The organism is Arthrobacter livingstonensis (assembly GCF_003219815.1).
In the GTDB taxonomy this organism is placed as follows: Bacteria; Actinomycetota; Actinomycetes; order Actinomycetales; family Micrococcaceae; genus Specibacter; species Specibacter livingstonensis.
The window spans coordinates 95,297-112,248 of record NZ_QJVD01000003.1; the positions used below are offsets into that span (position 1 = coordinate 95,297).

Annotated in this window: 17 protein-coding genes; 7 read left to right on the forward strand and 10 right to left on the reverse strand. The window is 66.3% G+C overall.

The features are described 5' to 3' along the window. Window positions 1–39: 39 nt before the first annotated feature. Complete coding sequence (locus CVV68_RS03990; RefSeq protein ID WP_110499863.1) at window positions 40–687, reverse strand: TetR/AcrR family transcriptional regulator; 648 nt, start codon at window positions 685–687, stop codon at window positions 40–42. Window positions 688–941: 254 nt separating this feature from the next. Between CVV68_RS03990 and mobA the strand changes: the two genes are divergently transcribed. From mobA to CVV68_RS04005, 4 genes are all read left to right on the forward strand, one after another. Further along, a complete protein-coding gene (mobA, locus tag CVV68_RS03995; RefSeq protein WP_245933321.1) occupies window positions 942–1,574 on the forward strand; it encodes a molybdenum cofactor guanylyltransferase in 633 nt (210 codons plus the stop codon). 36 nt (window positions 1,575–1,610) lie between these two features. Then, on the forward strand, window positions 1,611–1,901 hold the full coding sequence (locus CVV68_RS24130; protein ID WP_245933322.1) for a DUF6457 domain-containing protein: 291 nt from the start codon (window positions 1,611–1,613) through the stop codon (window positions 1,899–1,901). A 273-nt stretch (window positions 1,902–2,174) separates the two neighbouring features. Beyond that, window positions 2,175–3,386, forward strand: coding sequence for a molybdopterin molybdotransferase MoeA (locus CVV68_RS04000; protein ID WP_110499719.1), 1,212 nt, complete (start codon window positions 2,175–2,177; stop codon window positions 3,384–3,386). Then, a complete protein-coding gene (locus CVV68_RS04005; protein WP_245933323.1) occupies window positions 3,377–4,240 on the forward strand; it encodes an alpha/beta hydrolase family protein in 864 nt (287 codons plus the stop codon). The genes CVV68_RS04000 and CVV68_RS04005 overlap by 10 nt, the downstream gene beginning before the upstream one ends. Window positions 4,241–4,321: 81 nt before the next feature. Here the strand turns inward: CVV68_RS04005 and CVV68_RS04010 are convergent, their stop codons facing one another. Beyond that, on the reverse strand, window positions 4,322–5,770 hold the full coding sequence (locus tag CVV68_RS04010; protein ID WP_110499720.1) for an MFS transporter: 1,449 nt from the start codon (window positions 5,768–5,770) through the stop codon (window positions 4,322–4,324). Between the two features lie 80 nt (window positions 5,771–5,850). Between CVV68_RS04010 and CVV68_RS04015 the strand changes: the two genes are divergently transcribed. Continuing rightward, window positions 5,851–6,534: a TetR/AcrR family transcriptional regulator gene (locus tag CVV68_RS04015; protein WP_170133079.1), complete on the forward strand. Its 684-nt coding sequence runs from the start codon at window positions 5,851–5,853 to the stop codon at window positions 6,532–6,534. A 26-nt stretch (window positions 6,535–6,560) separates the two neighbouring features. Here CVV68_RS04015 and CVV68_RS04020 read toward each other — a convergent pair whose 3' ends face one another. Next, window positions 6,561–6,992, reverse strand: coding sequence for an Lrp/AsnC family transcriptional regulator (locus tag CVV68_RS04020; RefSeq protein WP_110499722.1), 432 nt, complete (start codon window positions 6,990–6,992; stop codon window positions 6,561–6,563). A gap of 127 nt (window positions 6,993–7,119) precedes the next feature. Here CVV68_RS04020 and ocd point away from each other — a divergent pair, with 127 nt between their 5' ends. Further along, window positions 7,120–8,148: an ornithine cyclodeaminase gene (gene ocd / locus CVV68_RS04025; protein ID WP_110499723.1), complete on the forward strand. Its 1,029-nt coding sequence runs from the start codon at window positions 7,120–7,122 to the stop codon at window positions 8,146–8,148. A gap of 115 nt (window positions 8,149–8,263) precedes the next feature. Here the strand turns inward: ocd and CVV68_RS04030 are convergent, their stop codons facing one another. Next, window positions 8,264–10,591, reverse strand: a complete 2,328-nt coding sequence (locus tag CVV68_RS04030) for an FdhF/YdeP family oxidoreductase (protein ID WP_110499724.1) — start codon at window positions 10,589–10,591, stop codon at window positions 8,264–8,266. Between the two features lie 125 nt (window positions 10,592–10,716). Between CVV68_RS04030 and fdhD the strand changes: the two genes are divergently transcribed. Next, window positions 10,717–11,553, forward strand: a complete 837-nt coding sequence (fdhD, locus tag CVV68_RS04035; RefSeq protein WP_110499725.1) for a formate dehydrogenase accessory sulfurtransferase FdhD — start codon at window positions 10,717–10,719, stop codon at window positions 11,551–11,553. Between the two features lie 2 nt (window positions 11,554–11,555). Here the strand turns inward: fdhD and CVV68_RS04040 are convergent, their stop codons facing one another. The 6 genes from CVV68_RS04040 to CVV68_RS04065 form a co-directional block, all read right to left on the reverse strand. Beyond that, on the reverse strand, window positions 11,556–11,954 hold the full coding sequence (locus tag CVV68_RS04040) for a hypothetical protein (RefSeq protein WP_146238816.1): 399 nt from the start codon (window positions 11,952–11,954) through the stop codon (window positions 11,556–11,558). A gap of 15 nt (window positions 11,955–11,969) precedes the next feature. Then, entirely contained in the window at window positions 11,970–13,424 is a 1,455-nt protein-coding gene (locus CVV68_RS04045; RefSeq protein WP_110499727.1) for an alpha/beta hydrolase family protein, read from the reverse strand. After that, on the reverse strand, window positions 13,421–14,269 hold the full coding sequence (locus tag CVV68_RS04050; RefSeq protein ID WP_110499728.1) for a hypothetical protein: 849 nt from the start codon (window positions 14,267–14,269) through the stop codon (window positions 13,421–13,423). Before CVV68_RS04050 ends, CVV68_RS04045 begins: the two co-directional genes overlap by 4 nt. A 226-nt stretch (window positions 14,270–14,495) precedes the next feature. After that, the gene (locus tag CVV68_RS04055) at window positions 14,496–15,341 is read right to left on the reverse strand and encodes an amino acid ABC transporter ATP-binding protein (protein ID WP_110499729.1); all 846 of its coding nucleotides are present in this window, start codon (window positions 15,339–15,341) and stop codon (window positions 14,496–14,498) included. Further along, window positions 15,328–15,981: an amino acid ABC transporter permease gene (locus CVV68_RS04060; protein ID WP_110499730.1), complete on the reverse strand. Its 654-nt coding sequence runs from the start codon at window positions 15,979–15,981 to the stop codon at window positions 15,328–15,330. Before CVV68_RS04060 ends, CVV68_RS04055 begins: the two co-directional genes overlap by 14 nt. A 23-nt stretch (window positions 15,982–16,004) precedes the next feature. Further along, window positions 16,005–16,826: an amino acid ABC transporter substrate-binding protein gene (locus tag CVV68_RS04065; RefSeq protein ID WP_110499731.1), complete on the reverse strand. Its 822-nt coding sequence runs from the start codon at window positions 16,824–16,826 to the stop codon at window positions 16,005–16,007. Between the last annotated feature and the right edge of the window lie 126 nt (window positions 16,827–16,952).

Below are 16,952 nucleotides of genomic sequence, written 5' to 3' on the forward strand. Positions count from 1 at the left end.
CCGACGGCGCCGCTGCCGCCGGCTTTGCGCGAAGCGGGCTTACGGCCAGTGCTCGTTAACGGTGATGCGTTGGATCAGTTCAGAGGCTCCACGCACCAGGTCCTCGCGCGTCTGCGTGAAATTTCCCGCCACCCACTTTTGCATGGCGTAGCGCATGGCACCGGAGACCAGGGACACCACCATCCGGGCCTCGTCTTCGAGGTCCGGGGTGGCCGCCACGCTGCGTCCCTGAAACAGGTAGCGCGCCATGACATAGCCGACGAACGATTCCTCGGCCTCGCTGATGCGGACCTTTTCCTGGTTTAACAATTCCGGCGTTTGGTGGATCAGCTGGTGGCGGGCGCGGAACAGTTCCAGGTTTGCATCGCTGTCCACCACGGTTCCGGCGATCATGTTGAACAGGTCGCCAAAAACGCTGGAACCGGTGCCTTCGACAAAGCCGGCCACCAGTTCCGCCGATGGAAGCGCCTTTTCGGCGGAGAGATAGACCCCTTCCCTGGAGCCGAAATAGTTGAAGAAGGTGCGCTGGGAGACCATGCTGGCCTCGCAGATCATCTCCACCGTGACGTTTTCATAGCCGTGGTCCAGGGCCAGGGCGATGGCTGCGCGCCGGATGGCCAGGCTCGTTGCGGCGCGCTTCCTAGACCGGAGCGTGCCAGCGGGGCCGGAGCTAGCCGGCAAGGACATGGTCACGGTTTTCTCCTTCGTTATGCGAACCGTCGGGTGCGGATCGGGTGGCCACTGTGCGGCGGTTAATCGGAACATCAACCACTATAAGTGCAGACCCTGAATAAATGCAGTGAATGCAAGTTTGGAATCCCAGTCCCTTGCACCCCCGTCTGGGCGCCAGATCTGTGTTCTCGGGCAGGGCCGAGTCCACGGCCAAGGCCTGGGCTTCTCCCGGCTAGCATGGGATCCATGGTCATTGGAACAAGGTGCCCGTGCAGGCCGTGATCCTGGCCGGCGGGCTGTCGCGGCGCCTGGGCGGCGTGCCCAAGGCCGGGCTGCTGGTCGGCGGAGAAACGCTGTTGTCCCGGACCGTCCGCGCTGCCAAATCCGCGATGGACACGGAGGGTGGTGCGGGCGCCCGGGGGAGGGTCTCCATCGTCGGTCCCGTGGATGGCGTGGCGGGATGGCTGGGGATCCGGCCGCGGTCCGCCCAAGTGTTACTGGTCCAGGAGGAACCGCCATTTTCCGGACCGGCGTCGGGCATCGCCGCTGGGCTGGCAGCGCTCGAAGGCACAGAGGGGTGCGTGCTGGTCCTGGCGTGTGACATGCCGCAGGCGGGCCAAATCGCCGCACTGCTGGTTGTGGCATTGGCAGAATGCGCGGAGGGGGAGGGCGTCATGGCCGTCGACGGCGGCCGCAGGCAGCCGCTGGCCGCAATCTACCCGCTGGGGCCCCTTCGTGACGCGGTCGAGGCGGCGCGGGCGGCGCACCGGTTGGACAATGCCTCGGTTTTCTCCCTGGTTGCTAGTGTGAACACCAAGGAATGTGCCGTGCCGGCGGGACTGGCGTCGGACATTGACACGTGGGACGACGCGCGCTTGCACGGAATCGCCGCTCCGCTTTGAGCTGGCCCGGGGGACCGGGACGGGAAGGTCACAGGGATGGACAACAACGACGAGGTTTTGGACGCGTGGCTGGCAAAACTGCTCGCGGCCTTTGAGATTGCCGATATTGATGTCGACGTCCATGCCGTGCTGAACTTGGCCGGGGTGGCGGCACACTCGGTGGTGCGCCCGGCAGCGCCGCTGACCACCTTCGTGGCCGGGCTGGCGGCCGGGCTTGCGGCAGGGTCCGGCCAGGCAGGCGAGGGCCCGGCGATGGCTGCGGCACTGGACCTTGCCAAGCAGCTGGCCGCGGCACAGGCCCCCGCAGCGTCCCCCGCGTCCGAATAGGTGCCGCACGTGCCATCCAACTCCGAGGCGGCGGCGCCTGGATCACCGGCAACGCAGGTATCACCGGCGCCTGGATCACCGGCCCCGCAGGAAACACCGGCGCCTGGATCACCGGCAACGCAGGAAACACCGGCAACGCAGGAAACACCGGCGCCTGGATCACCGGCAACGCAGGAGACACCGGCAACGCAGGAAACACCGGCGCCGCAGGAAACCCCGGCAACGCGCGGAGCCGAAGCAGGGCAGCAAGCACCGCGGACGGAAGGGGCGCAAGTGCCGGCCGCACCGCAGGAACCGGCGGCGCGCGTCCTGCCGCACACCTGGGACGAGGCCCGGGCCGCGGCGTATGGCGCGGCCGAGCCGCTGCCGGCCCATGCGGTGCCGCTGGCCCAGGCGGTCGGGCGAAAACTGGCTATCGACGTCCTGGCACTCCACGACATGCCGCACTACGCCTCCTCCGCCATGGACGGCTGGGCCATTGCGGGCAGCCCGCCGTGGATCCTGGCCGAACGCGGCCGCCGCCTGTCGTCCGGCCAGGCCGCGCCCATCGTCACCGGTGGACTGCTCCCCGCCGGCGCCAAGGCGGTCCTGCGCAGCGAGTCCGGCATGCTTTCCACGGACGACGACGGCCTGCCCGTTTTGGTGCGCGGCGGTGCCTCCCGCCCGGGAGAGCCGAAAAACGGCCAGCACATCCGGCCCGCCGCCCAGGAGGCGAAGCTGGGGGAACTTCTGGTCAAGGCAGGCACAACGCTGAACCCGGCCCATGTTGCCCTGGCCGCGCTGGGCGGCCTGGACGAACTTTCCGTGCTGGGGCGGCCGGCTGTGCAGCTCGTCCTGACGGGCGACGAGGTGGTGGCGGCCGGCATCCCCGCCCCCGGCCACGTGCGCGACGCCTTTTCCCCGCAGCTGGGCAGTGTCGTGGAGCTGCTGGGCGGCACCGTCACCGGACTGCGGCGTGCCGCGGACAGCCTGGCGTCCACCTTGGAAGCCTTGGCCGACAGCGAGGACAACCCTGCCGACGTCGTCATCACCACGGGTGCCACTGGGCACTCCACCGTTGATTTCCTCCGCGACGCCATCGCCGCGATGGGCGGAACCCTTCACATCGACGGCATCGCCATGCGCCCGGGACACCCGACACTGCTGGCCGAATTCCCCGACGGCCGCTTTCTGGTGGGTCTGCCGGGCAACCCGCTGGCCGCCATGATTGCGCTGCTGACCGTCGGTGCGCCGCTGCTGGCCAGGCTCGGCAGCCGGCCGCTGCCGGGCACATTTGAGGTGGCCTGCGGCTCGCCGCTCAAGGAGTACCACGGCCCCACCCGGCTCATGCCCTACCGGCTTGTCTACGGGCTCGCGTCGCCGTGCTCCCACACCGACTCCGCCATGATGCGCGGATTTGCCGCCGCCGACGGCGTCATGGTGGTGCCGCCGCACGGGGCCAAAATGGGCGAGGCCCTCACCGCATTCTCACTGCCGTGGAAGTAACTTTCACGTGTGCGGACGGGCGTGTTCTGGCCGGAGACGAATTCCCCGTGCCCGAGGGTGTGGAAAGGCTGGGGACCGTGGTCGTTGCCAGCGCCACGGCGGTAAAGGCCGGCTACTATCACCGGTATGCCGCGTTCCTGGCTGCCAACGGCTTTGACGCCGTTACTTTTGACTACCGGGGGATCGGCCAATCCCGCGGAGGTTCGCTGCGGGGGCAGCGTATCCGCTGGCATGAATGGGGATCCCTGGACATCGACGCCGTGCTTGCGTGGGCACTGGCGCGGGCCGACGGGCTGCCGGTGCACCTGGTGGGCCACAGCTTTGGCGGCTTTGGCTCGGGGCTTGCGGGGCGTGCAGCCGCCCTGTCCCGAATCCTGACGGTGGGGGCGCAACACGCGTATTGGCGCGACCTCCGCATTCCGGGCCAGGCGGCGCACTGGGGCCGTTCCCTTGTGACACTGCTGTTGGTGGGAGTCTTCGGCTACTTTCCGGCGAAGCGGCTTGGCCTGATGGAGGACCTTCCTGCCGGGGTGGCGCTCGACTGGGCGCGCAGCCGCAGGGACTTTACGACGGCAGTGAAGGGGCCGGACCGGGAGGCGCTGCTGGCCCACCTGGCGGCTGTCACGGCGCCCCTACTGGCCTTGGCGCCCGACGACGACTCCTTCGCCACCATCCCCGCCATGGAACGGGCCGTGGCCTATACGCCCAACAGCCCGGCCCGGATCATCCACCTGCGCCCCGAAGACTACGGCGAAGCGTCCCTGGGGCACTTTGCCTTGTTCCACAGTCGCTACCGGGACACGTTCTGGGAACAGACCCTTGGGTGGCTCAAGGACGGCAGCTGGACTGGCTGACACCGCTGCGCACATCTCGAACCTCAACGGACGGGGCGGAGATCAACCCCAGGTGATGTGCATGTCGAAGCCCCGGCCTGGTCAGGCGTTGGCGGGAGAGGGCAGCGCCACTGGGGTGCCGGCGTCGTGCAGGTCATCAGCGACCGCGGCAGCGAGTTCCCGGGCCTGGTTCCGCGAGGGCAGCCACAGGGCCGCGACTGTTGCGATGACCAGGACGGCCGCCCCAACGTAGACGGCGGGGATGGCGGCACCGACGAATCCGGTGGGCGTCAGCTGCCCGCCCGCGCCGGTGAATACGGCTGTCAGGACGGCGACGCCCAGGGCCACGCCGACTTCGCGCAGGGTGGCGTTGGCACCGGACGCCTTGGCGTGGTCGTCCTGGTGCATGTTGGCGAGCACGGCCGTCGACATCGGGGCGAAGACCAGCCCCATGCCGATGCCGGCCGCCAGGAAGCCGGGAACCATCATGGGGTACGTGACATCCGCGTTGAGGGTGGCGGCGAGCCAGAACATGCCGCCGGCCAACAGGGCCAGGCCCGTAATCATGAGGGTGCGGGTGCCCAGGCGTGGCGCCAGCAGGCCGGCCAGCGGCGCCACGACCATGGGCGCCAGGGTCCACGGCATGGTGAGCACGCCGGCCTCCAGCGGGCTGTAGCCCTGAACCACCTGCAGGAACTGGATCAAGATGAACACCGCGCCGAAGATGCCGAAGCTGAACGTAAGCCCCACGATGTTGGCAACGGTGAAGCTGCGGTCCCGGAACAGTCGCAGGGGCAGCAGCGGTGCCGCCGTGCGGGACTCCCTCAGGACGAACGCCAGGAGCAGGACGCTGCCGCCAATCAGGGGGACCAGCACCTGGGCGCTGGACCAGCCGGCCGCGTTGCCCCGCACGATGCCAAACACCAGGCCCAGCAGGCCAAGGCCGGAGAGCACCAGGCCGATGACGTCGGCACGGACCCGGGCGCCGAAGCTGTTGGGCAGGCCCAGCAGTACCAGGGGGACTGCGATGATGCCCAGCGGGACGTTGAGCCAGAAGATGGCCTGCCAGTTCCAGCCTTCCACCACGGCCCCGCCAACCAGCGGGCCGACGGCGACACCGAGGCCGGATACGCCGCCCCAAATGCCGATGGCCAGCGGACGGCCTGCCCTGCTGACCGAGCCGGCGAGCAAGGTCAGGGACAACGGCATGATGGCTGCCGCGCCGAGGCCCTGGACGGCCCGGGCAGCGATGAGCGCCATGGGGTCGGTGCTCAGGGCAGCTGCCGCCGAGGCCAGGGTGAAAATGGCAAGTCCGGCCAAAAAGACGCGGCGGCGCCCGAGCCTGTCGCCGAGGCCCACGGCGAGCAGCATGAAGGTGGCGAAACTGAGCGCGTAGGCGTTGACCACCCACTGCAGTTCCTCGACGCCGGCGCCGAGTTTCTCGTGGATCACCGGCAGGGCGTTGGTGACCACGAGGTTGTCCAGGGTGGCCATGAAGACAGGCAGTGAGGCTGCGGTGATCGCCAGCCAAACGGGGATTCGGCGTTTCATGATGAGGCTTCCTTGGGATTGAGGTAATCGAATGATTACTTAAAAACCAAATGTAGTAATCAACTGATAACATGTCAAGCATGGTGAAGAAATTAGTTCAGGAAGCTGCGGGGAGGGCCGTGCGCATGCCAGCGGAGGAGCGACGCGAACTGATCCTCCAGGCGGCGACGGCCGTTTTTTCCGAGCGCGGCTACGCCGGATCGACCACCGACCAAGTGGCGCGGGCGGCCGGGATCAGCCAGCCGTACGTGGTGCGGATGTTCGGCACCAAGGAAAATCTGTTCCTTGAGGCGCTGGACCGCGCACTGGGGAAACTGCAGGACAATTTCCGTTACGTCATCGCCGACTTCGACGCCGGCCGCCTTTCCGAGCAGGCGGCGGCGCTGGATCCGAGCGGTGGTGCCAGCCGCCAGGAACGACTTAGGCCCATCTTGGGGGCGGCCTATGCCGATCTCATCCAGGACCGGGGCATTCTCCTGATCCTGATGCAGTCATTCCTCGCCGGCCACGAACCCGTCATTGGAGCGCGTGCACGGGAAGGCTTCCTGGCCATATACCGGCTGCTCCGCGAGGAAGCAGGGATGGACGAAGACTCGGCCCAAGACTTTTTGGCCCACGGCATGCTCATGAACACCCTTATCAGCATGCGCCTGCCCGAACTTTACGGTCAGGATGCCACGGCCGATGAGCTGTTGGAATGCACCCTGCGCACCAAGCTGGACGTGGTCCTGGCTGCCAGCAAACGGGACGGGGTCCGCCCGTAAAAACACCGGCCCGCAGCTATCCATGCTCAGCGCAGCACTGAGCTGAGCAGCAGGCTGGTCTCGCTGTTGACGATGCCTTCGATGGAGCGGATCCGGCCCAGTACCTTGTCAAATTCGGCCAGATTTTCCATGCCGAGCTCGGCCACCAGGTCCCATGCTCCGTTGGTGGTGTGGAGGGCCCTGATTTCCGGCAGGCCCCTGAGTGCGCGGATCACCTTGTCCGTGGCGCGGCCCTCAACTTCCAGCAGCGAGACTGCCCGGATGGTCAGCGGGTCGCTCTCATCGCGCACCCGAACGGAAAATCCCACCACGGTACCCGACGCCAGGAGCCGATCCAGCCGGCTGTTGATGGTGGCGCGCGAGACGTCGAGCTTGCGGGCCAGGCTGGCCACGGGCTCCCGGCCGTTCTCACGCAATGCCGATAGCAGCCGCCGGTCCAAGTCATCCAAGGAAGCCATGTACACATTGTAGGAACGAATTGTTCATTCTGTGCCATTTTTGTGCTGAATATCGGTGATTTGTCCATTGAACATGCGAATCGACCAGATTTAGAGTGTAAGCAACAATAACTATGGAAGGGTCGCAATGACGCGCTTTGTGGATGTACGGAACATGGTCCGGTGGGCTGCCGCCCGCGGGCCCGAACGCATTCTCTCCGAAATGGTGGGCTACGTCGAAGCCGACTTCGGGCGCTGGGAAGAATTCGACAAGACGCCACGCGTTGCCAGCCACACTCCCTATGGGGTCATCGAACTGATGCCTGCCAGCGACAGTGAAACTTACGGCTTTAAATACGTGAACGGCCACCCGTCCAACCCCGCACACGGCTTCCAGACCGTCACTGCGTTTGGCGTGCTTGCAGACGTCAGCAACGGCTACCCAACGTTCATGTCGGAGATGACACTCCTGACGGCCTTCCGGACGGCGGCGACGTCGGCCATGGTTGCCAGGAAGCTGGCCCGGCCCGATGCCAAACGGGTGGCCCTCATCGGCACGGGCAGCCAGTCGGAATTCCAGGCCCTGGCATTTCGGAGCGTACTGGGGATCGCCAAACTCTCCGTTTGGGACACCGATCCGGCCGCCGTCGAAAAGTTTGTGCGCAACATGGCCCCGCTCGGCTTTGACATTGCCGTGGCGCCGTCTGCCGCCGAAGCCGTGCGCGGCGCCGACATCGTCACCACCTGCACCGCGGATAAGGCAAAGGCTGTCATTCTCTCGGCTGACATGGTTGAACCCGGCATGCACATCAACGCCATGGGCGGGGACTGCCCCGGCAAGACGGAACTGGATCCCGCCATCCTGGACCGCGGCGACGTCTTTGTGGAATTCGACCCCCAGACCCGCGTTGAAGGGGAGATCCAACAGATGCCGGCGGACTTTCCAGTCACCGAATTCTGGCAGGTTCTCAACGGCCAGGCCGCCGGACGCACCTCCGCGGACCAGGTGACCATCTTCGACTCTGTGGGCTTCGCCATCGAGGACTTTTCAGCACTGCGTTACGTCCGCGACGCTGTCGCCACCACGGACTTCTTCGACGAGATCGACCTCGTGGCAAACCCCGACGACCCCAAAGACCTGTTTGGCCTCATCGGAGCGCTCGTTCCCACCGGCTGAGCCTGTGGGCGGCAGATGCGGCATTTTTTGTAGGCGACGTAAAGGAGACGCCAAAGGCCGTCCGCGGCCGACGCGTCGGATAGTCGCCGGAAAAATGGCGGGCCCGCCGCGCCGGCTACGCGACCGGTTCCAACCGGATGACCACCGACTTGGAGGTTGGCGTGCCGCTGACGTCGGCCTTGGAATCCAGCGGCACCAGGACGTTGGTTTCCGGGTAGTAGGCGGCGGCGCAACCCACGGGGGTTGAGTAGGCAACCACACGGAACTCGGGGGCACGGCGGTCCACGCCGTCCTTCCACTCCGAGACCAGGTCCACCATGGCGCCGTCGGCGAGGCCCAGCGAATCCAGGTCCGCCTGGTTCACAAACACCACGCGGCGCCCGCCCTTGATGCCGCGGTAGCGATCGTCCTTGCCGTAAATGGTGGTGTTGTACTGGTCATGGGAGCGCAGGGTCTGCAGCAGGAGCCGGCCCTCGGGCACCCTGGGATATTGAAGTTCGTTGGCCGTGAAGTGGGCCTTGCCGGAGTCCGTGGAAAACGAACGCGAATCACGGGGGCCGTGCGGCAGGATGAACCCGCCCGGCCGGTCGATCTTCGCCTCGAAGTCCTCAAAGCCGGGGACCACGCGGGCAATGTGTGTGCGGATGCCCGAGTAGTCCGCAGCCAGTCCCCGCCAGTCCGCCACGGGCGCACCCACCCGGGTGCCGCCGTCGTCCGTGGAAAAAAGCAGCTCGGCGAGCCGGGCGACGATGGCAACCTCTGAGAGCAGATTGCCGGAGGCCGGTGTCAGGCGCCCGCGGGAGGCGTGGACGGCGCTCATGGAGTCCTCAACGGTGACGCGCTGGTCGCCCCCGGCCTGGGTGTCGCGCTCGGTGCGGCCCAGGGTGGGCAGGATGAGGGCCTGGCGGCCCACATGCAGGTGCGATTTGTTCAGCTTGGTGGAGATCTGCACCGTCAGCTCCAGCTTGGCCAGCGCAGCTTCGGTGACGTCGGAGTCGGGAGTGGCGCGCACAAAATTGCCGCCCATGCCCACGAACACGCGCGCCTTGCCGTCGCGCATGGCCTCGATCGCGGCGACGGTGTCGAAGCCGTGGGCCCGGGGCGAGGTGAAGGAAAACTCCCGGTCCAGGGCGTCGTGGAACCCGGCCGGCATGCGCTCAAAGATGCCCATGGTGCGGTCGCCCTGGACATTGGAGTGGCCGCGCACGGGGCAGACGCCGGCGCCGGGCTTGCCGATGTTGCCCTGCAGGAGCAGCACGTTGACCACGTCGCGCAGCATCGCCACGGAGTGCTTGTGCTGCGTCAGGCCCATGGCCCAGCACACCACGGTGGCCTTGGATGCCAGCAGCCGCTCGCCGGTGGCCCGGATTTGCGCCTCGCTGAGCCCCGTGGCCGTGACGATCTCGTCCCAGGTGACGGCCTCCAGCTGGGCCAGGTACCCGCCCAGGCCGGCGGTGTGTGCTTCGATGAACGCGGTGTCGAACACACGGCCCTCCCGGGCGGAACCGGGCCGCCGCTGTGCCTCCAGCAGGAACTTTCCCAATCCCTGGAACAGCGCCTGGTCCCCGCCGAGCTTGATTTGCAGGAAGTCGTCAGCCAGCGCGGTGCCGCCGCCCACCAGGCCGCGCACCGTTTGGGGGTTCTCAAAGCGCATGAGGCCGGCTTCCGGCAGCGGGTTGACGGCCACAATCACGGCGCCGTTCTTCTTGGCCTTTTCCAGGGCGCTGAGCATGCGCGGGTGGTTGGTGCCCGGATTCTGGCCGGCGATGATGATCAGCTCGGCCTTGTACATGTCCTCCAGGGACACCGAACCCTTGCCGATGCCAATGGTTTCCGTCAGGGCCGAACCGCTGGACTCGTGGCACATGTTGGAGCAGTCGGGCAGGTTGTTGGTCCCCAGCCCGCGGACCATGAGCTGGTACAGGAACGCGGCCTCGTTGGAGGTGCGCCCGGACGTGTAGAAAATCCCCTGGTTGGGGTCATCGAGCCCGCGCAGCTCATCGGCCAGCAGCCCCAGCGCCCGCTCCCACGACACCGGCACGTAGTGGTCGCTGCCCTCGGCCAGGAACATCGGATCGGTCAGGCGGCCCTGCTGGCCGAGCCGGAAGTCGTCCCATTCGCGCAGCTCGCTGATGGAATGCTGGGCAAAGAACGACGGCGGCACCCGCCTTTTGGTGCCTTCCTCCGCCACTGCCTTGGCCCCGTTCTCACAAAATTCCGCGGCGTGGCGCTTGTCGCCCTCGGGCCAGGCGCAGCCGGGGCAGTCGAAGCCGTCCTTTTGATTGATTTTCAGCAGCGTCTGCGCGCTGCGCAGTGCCCCCATCTGGTTCAGGGAGACCTCCATGGAATGGAGGATGCCAGGGATGCCGACGGCCTTCTTTTGGGCCTGGCCAACGGTGAGCTTGCGCTCGTCGATGTTTTCCCGGGGTGCCTTGCTGGCCATGAAAATCCCTTCAACGGTGAAGTGTGCCCGCCGGGCAACCGGTCCCGCGGTTGACGGTCCAGGGCTGTGAAATGGTAGCGAACGATCTACTCTGATCTTAGGGGCTAATTCAACCGGAGGGACCAATGGGACGTCTTATTCACCGAGTCAAGGCAACACGGCTGGATCTTGCCACGCAACGCCGCGTGGTGCGTGAGGAGGCGCTGGCGGCGGAAGAGCCCCTGGAAATCCGGCTCGGCCACGAGCCGTTCACCGTCACCATGCGCACGCCGGGCGACGACTTCGACCTGGTGGCCGGCTTCCTGGTTTCCGAGGCCATCATTTTTGAGCCCGAACAGCTGATCTCCCTGCGTTTCTGCGCGGGGGAGGACGAGAACGGGCAGCAGACGTTCAACGTGGTGGAGGCCCAGCTGCGCCCGGACGTTGCCTTGCCGGGGGCGTCGGCCCAGCGCCATGTCACCACCACAAGTGCGTGCGGCATCTGCGGCACGGCCTCCATCGACGCCGTGCGGAAGTCGTCGCATTACCCCATCACGGCGCCCCCGGACCAGCCGCTGATCAAGGCCGAGGTCCTGGCCGGACTGCCGGACGAGCTGCGCGAGCGGCAGAAGCTCTTTGAGAAAACTGGCGGCGTCCATGCGGCGGCCTTGTTCGCCCCGGACGGCGAGTTGCTCAGGTTGCGCGAGGATGTGGGCCGGCACAACGCCGTGGACAAGGTCGTCGGCGCAGCGTTCCGCGACAGGGAGCTGCCGCTGCGCGACACCATTCTTCAGGTTTCCGGGCGTGCCTCGTTTGAGCTCGTCCAAAAGGCCGCGATGGCGGGGATCCCGGTCCTCGCGGCCGTGAGTGCGCCGTCGTCCCTGGCCGTGGAGCTCGCCCGGGAGTCCGGGCTGACGCTGGTGGGCTTTAGCCGGGGGAGGACCCTGAACGTGTACACACACGATGGCCGGATCGGCGACTGACGCTATTTCCCGGAGCTGGCGAATTCCCGGATTTCATCCACACTGGGGGAGACGCTCATTCCATATGCTTCGGGTCCAATGCCGTTCTTCTCCGCCCCATCGGTGAAGACGTAGAAGGCCACGGAGATGGTCCCCTTGGCGGAACCGGATGACTTGGCAAAGGCACGCAACGTTCCGTCCAGGACGGTTTTCAGGTCGGCATCGGGGGCGGCAGTGACCCGCACCCCCATGGAGGTGCTCATGCCTGCGCTGTTTTTGTACGTGGTCGCAGTCGTGACCACGCCGGGCACCTGGCGCATGGCCGAATCCACGTCCTTGACCACACCGGAGCCGCTGCTGCAGGCGGCGAGGATTGAGGCAAGGAGTCCCATAAGTAAAACGATACTAAGCCTGCGGGTCATGATGTCCATTCTCGATTATTGCCGGCCCACGGGGATGTCCACTGCGCTGACCTTCGTGGGATCATTGCTTAGGAAAACCCGCATGGAAGGATCCTGCCCATAGGCACCCACCGACGGGTACTCGGACGTGTTTGCCAAGTCTGACTTGTAGCTGCCGGTCGCGTGGTTATTGGCGATGTCCCGGACATCCTGCACCAGGTTGCCAACGGGCGAAGGCGCATAGTGGAGGACATTACCCAGCACATCGCGCGGCGGATCCGCCATGGTGACGGTGGCGATGTTTGGTGGGGAACCGGGCATCTGCAGCTGCGTGTTCATGCCGCCCAGGTCAAACTTGGGAACAATATCGTGCTGGTGTTGGGCACCGAGGACTTTGATGTTCGGATCCATGGAGTCGATGTCGATGGGGGAGCCGGCCGTCAAAACATTGGTCACATGGAACTGGGATTTGAAACCGGGATCGGAGGCCAGCTGTCCGGCAATCATGCCGCCTTGGCTGTGCCCGGCAAGCATGACGGGCGCATCCGCAGGGATTCCCGCCTTTTGCATGGCGAGGACGACATCCTGGGAAGCAGTGGTTGACTGCCCTGCGACGAGCAGGAGGTTGCTCGTGAGGTCGCGGGCCGCGCCGCTGCCGGTGATGCCCCAATTTTCGGTTCCTGGAATGTTGACGATATAGGCGGATGTACCGTCGGGTTGTTCGACCCGGAGGATGCGAATGTCCCCGTCAGGGGTCGCCGGCTCGCCATTCATGGCATAGGCATCCTCGACACTGCCGAAGATTTCACTGACAGAGCTCGGCAGCCGGACGCGTCTGGCTGTAGCGCCGTCGACCGGTACTGGATCGCCTGCCTTGGGGGATCCGTCATCGAACATATGGGGATTCGCCAGGCCCAGATGGCTGGCAGTCACGGACAGGTTGAAACCGGTCCCCGCGGTGAGGACAAGCTGGGACACCAGACCGGCCAGGGACGGCGGCTTGCCGGTCAGGCCGTCCAGCCCCATCTCCCCCAAGTGGCCCAATTGGTTGAGGAAATTTCCGCCTGCGTCCGTGAAATTGCCCGAAATGCGGTCCGCAACCCAGCCGAGCCCGTCCCGTAGGGTGTCAACCGCGTCGCCAGCGGCGTCTCCCACGCCGCCGGTGACGTCGTCCCAGAGGTCCTTGGCGCCATCGATCGCCCCGTCCAACAGACCGCCGCCGGCCACGGCGCTGGCACGCTCCTGCTCCGCAATGTTGCGCAGCACCACCTCCGCCTGCGCCTCGAAGGCGCGGGCGGAACGCTTAAGTTCCGCGTGCTGGCCCGGCCACTGCGACCGGAAGCGCTGGCTGTCCGGCCCCTGCCAGCTGGTGCGTGCCACCGTCTGGCTCAACTGCCAGCCGGCCTGCTCGAGCTGCCGTGCGGACTGCTTGAGCAGCTTGACCAGGTCGAGGCAGTCCTGCGGGTCGAGGCCCTGCATGGTTCCGGTCACGGTCCTGCCACCGCCCCCGCGCCAGCCAGTGCGTCGTGCGCGCCCACCACGGCGAAAACCAGCTCATGGGCAATATGCCCGGCCGGCACTTCGGTCACAGTGACTTCCGGCATGTCCCCGGCCTGCGCAGCCGGTGCCTGCGTGTTCCTTGTCCGCACGGAATACAAGTGCCCGCCCGCCACCGACCACATGGCTGTCCAGAGGCGCGCGGGTTGACCCTCGGGGGCGGCTGTGACGCTCAAGGTGACGTTGGCGTCCTCGCCGGCCACCAGGCTTGCCGCAGGCTCCGGCAGGGCGCCCAAGTCCGTCGCGGCACCAAGCACGGCGGCCGGCGTCGCACTTAAGGGTGCGGCCTTCGCCGGGGCGCGGACCGCTTCCAGCGGCGGGAGCAGGCGCTCCAGGGCGGGCCAAAGCTTTTCCTCGTCAAAAAGCGTCACCTCCACGCTGTCCTCGCTGCCGGTCACCACGGTGCCGGAGCCGGTGGACTCGGAGAGGTGGCGCTGGTGAACGGCAATGCCGCGCGCACCGCGCAGTCCCAGCGCGCTGGTGGTGCTGACGCCGTTATAGGTGGCGCGGGCAGTGACGGTGAGGGGTGCGGCCAGAAGAAGTGCGACGGCGCCGAGCCACTGCCACCGCACCTCGCCGGCAGCGGGGGACAGGCCCAGTTCGTGGAGCTCGGTCCAGGCGGCTGCCGCGGAATCTTCGGTCCAGGGCGTTTCGACATGCTCCGGAGCCTGCGGAAGTTGGAGTGCCGCCGCTGCCGTTTCACTGAGCAGCTGCCACGCCGCAGTGCTGAGCTGGAGCCGGCGCAAAATAATGGGGCGCGGCGTGGCTGGTTCGGTCATCTATTCCCCCGGTGCAAGGTCCGTCGGCCCCATCCGCGGGGCCGCGCGATCAACTGTGTATCAAGCTATGTGAGTATGCCGCACGTTGCGATGGGCTGTACTGCCCATGGGTCTGGTCTGCGCGGGCAAACCCTCCCTCAGCTTCGGGGCGAAAACGGCAAACCCTCCGTCAGCGGCTGAGGGAGGGTCGTGGGGAAGTGGCCGTTATGTGAGGGAGGGTCGTGGGCTAGATTTCGTGCAGGAGCCTGCGGACGAACTGCTGCGTGCGCTCTTCGCGCGGGTTGCGCAGCACCTGGCTGGCCGGGCCGCGCTCCACGACAACGCCGCCGTCCATGAACACCACTTCGTCGGCCGTCTGCCGGGCAAAGGCGAGCTCGTGCGTCACAATCACCATGGTCCAGCCTTCGTCGGCGAGTTCCTTGATGACAGCCAGGACGTCGTCCACCAGCTCGGGATCCAGGGCCGAAGTGGGCTCGTCAAAGAGCAGCAGCTGCGGCTTGAGTGCCAGCGCCCGCACTATGCCCACGCGCTGCGCCTGCCCGCCGGACAGCTCAAAGGGGTAGGCATCCTTCTTTTCCAGCAGCCCCACACGGTCCAGCAGCTTGTCCGCCTCCGCAACGGCCTCGGTGCGCGGCCGTTTCTGCACATGGACCGGCCCCTCAATGACGTTTTGCAGCACCGTCATGTGCGGGAAAAGGTTGTAGTGCTGGAACACCATGGCGCTGCGGTCGCGCAGCGCGGCAATCTCCTTGGGCGTGACCTTGGCGTCAAAGTCCAGCGACAGCGCCGGCAGTTGGGGCACGACGCCGGAGCCCCCTGCGCCGGCTGGCTCACTGCCCGCGGTGGCACCGCGGGCACCCACGGTGACGGATCCGGCGTCGGGCATCTCCAGGCCGTTCAGGGACCGCAGGATGGTGGTCTTGCCGGAGCCGGACGGGCCGATCAGGGCCACGACCTTGCCGCGGGGCACGTCCAGGTCAATGCCGCGGAGCACGGCATTGGCCCCGAAGGACTTGTTCAGGCCGCGGACCTGCAGGACCGCCGGTCCAACGGTGGCATCAGTGGGCGACATAGCGGTCCAACCTCTTTTCCAGCTGTGTTTGTGCCGTGGACAGGACAAGGCAGATCACCCAGTAAATGAGCGCCGCCTCCAGGTAGAGCAGCATGAATTCCTGGCTGAACGCCGCCACCTGCTGCGCCACCCGGAACATCTCCGTGACCAGGATCAGCGACGCCAGGGACGTGTCCTTCACGAGCGAGATGAAGGTGTTGGACAGCGGCGGCACGGACACCCGGGCGGCCTGCGGCAGGATGATGCGCAGAAGCGTCTGGCCGCGCGACATGCCGATCATGTGCCCGGCCTCCCACTGGCCCTGCGGCACCGACAGGATGGCCGCGCGGATCACCTCAGCCGCGTAGCCGCCCACGTTCAGGGAGAACGCGATGATGGCGCTGGGCCAGGGGTCGAGCTTCACGCCCACTGCCGGGAGCCCGTAAAAGATCACGAAAAGCTGCACCAGCAGTGGCGTGCCGCGGATGACCGAGACGTAGAACCTGCCCACAGCGCCGGCGATCCGGTTGCGGCTGATCCGCAGCATGGCAACCAACAGCGCCAGGACCAGGCCGATGGCGAAGGAGGCCAATGCCAGCGGGATGGTGCCCTTGGCGGCGCCCAGGAGCATTGGCCCGAGCGAACTCCAAAATAAGTCCATGGCTGTACCCTAGCGCCCGGGTGCTACTTGGACACGTCAGCACCGAAGTACTTTTGGCTCAGCTTTGACAAGGTGCCGTCGGCGGCCAGATCCTTCAATGCCGTGTTGACGGCCTCATCCAAGGCCTTGGAACCCTTGTGGAAGGCAAATACGGAATCGGAGGAATCCTTGGTGGTCGCGGCGATCTTCAAGCCGGAGTTCGGGTTGGTGAGCTGGTAGTCCAGGAAAGTCAGCTTGTCGTTGACAATGGCGTCGACCCGGCCGTCCTTGAGCAGCGACACGGACTGGGCCCAGCCTTCCACCGGCTCCACGTTGGCGCCGCTGTCCTTGGCGAGCGTGTACCAGTTGCTCGTCAGCGACTGCGCCGTGGTCTTGCCCTTGAGATCGGCGAAGGAGGTGACGGAGGTGTTGTCGGACTTCGTCACAATCACGCCCTGCGAGACGGTGTAGGGCGTGGAGAGCTCGTATTTGGCCTTGCGTTCCGGGGTGGCCGTAACCTGGTTGGCGATGGCGTCAAAGCGCTTGGCCTCCAGCCCGGCAAAGATGGAATCCCACTGGGTTTCCTCAAATTTGGCCTTTACCCCCAGCTTGTCCGCCACAGCCTTGGCGACCTCGACATCGTAGCCGGTCAGCTCGCCCGCGCCGCCCTGATGAAAACTGAACGGCTTGTAGGTGCCTTCGGTGGCGAAGATGATCTCACCGGCGTTCTTGACGTTGCTCAGGGAGGCGTCCCCGCCCGCGGCAGGGGTGGCTGAAGCGCCAGTGCCGGAGGTGCCGCCGCAGGCTGCAAGGGCGATCGAGGCCGCTGCGAGCATGCCGACAAGTCCAAAAGTACGACGATTCATGTCCTGTGTTCCTTCAAGGTCAAAGCGGGAAGCGCCCGCAACATCTGTGCCCGCGCACTGTGTGGGCTGCGGGCCGTCCATGTTTGGAGATTACCACTGGTCACGCGGATGGGAAGAGGGAATATG

Excerpts from the sequence above, each read along its gene's own strand:
- CVV68_RS04010 (WP_110499720.1), bottom strand. The coding sequence starts at position 5,770 with ATGAAACGCCGAATCCCCGTTTGGCTGGCGATCACCGCAGCCTCACTG.
- ocd (WP_110499723.1), top strand. The coding sequence starts at position 7,120 with ATGACGCGCTTTGTGGATGTACGGAACATGGTCCGGTGGGCTGCCGCC.
- fdhD (WP_110499725.1), top strand. The coding sequence starts at position 10,717 with ATGGGACGTCTTATTCACCGAGTCAAGGCAACACGGCTGGATCTTGCC.
- CVV68_RS04030 (WP_110499724.1), bottom strand. The coding sequence starts at position 10,591 with ATGGCCAGCAAGGCACCCCGGGAAAACATCGACGAGCGCAAGCTCACC.
- CVV68_RS04020 (WP_110499722.1), bottom strand. The coding sequence starts at position 6,992 with ATGGCTTCCTTGGATGACTTGGACCGGCGGCTGCTATCGGCATTGCGT.
- CVV68_RS04050 (WP_110499728.1), bottom strand. The coding sequence starts at position 14,269 with ATGACCGAACCAGCCACGCCGCGCCCCATTATTTTGCGCCGGCTCCAG.
- CVV68_RS04055 (WP_110499729.1), bottom strand. The coding sequence starts at position 15,341 with ATGTCGCCCACTGATGCCACCGTTGGACCGGCGGTCCTGCAGGTCCGC.
- CVV68_RS03990 (WP_110499863.1), bottom strand. The coding sequence starts at position 687 with ATGTCCTTGCCGGCTAGCTCCGGCCCCGCTGGCACGCTCCGGTCTAGG.
- CVV68_RS04015 (WP_170133079.1), top strand. The coding sequence starts at position 5,851 with ATGGTGAAGAAATTAGTTCAGGAAGCTGCGGGGAGGGCCGTGCGCATG.
- CVV68_RS24130 (WP_245933322.1), top strand. The coding sequence starts at position 1,611 with ATGGACAACAACGACGAGGTTTTGGACGCGTGGCTGGCAAAACTGCTC.
- CVV68_RS04040 (WP_146238816.1), bottom strand. The coding sequence starts at position 11,954 with ATGACCCGCAGGCTTAGTATCGTTTTACTTATGGGACTCCTTGCCTCA.
- CVV68_RS04060 (WP_110499730.1), bottom strand. The coding sequence starts at position 15,981 with ATGGACTTATTTTGGAGTTCGCTCGGGCCAATGCTCCTGGGCGCCGCC.
- CVV68_RS04065 (WP_110499731.1), bottom strand. The coding sequence starts at position 16,826 with ATGAATCGTCGTACTTTTGGACTTGTCGGCATGCTCGCAGCGGCCTCG.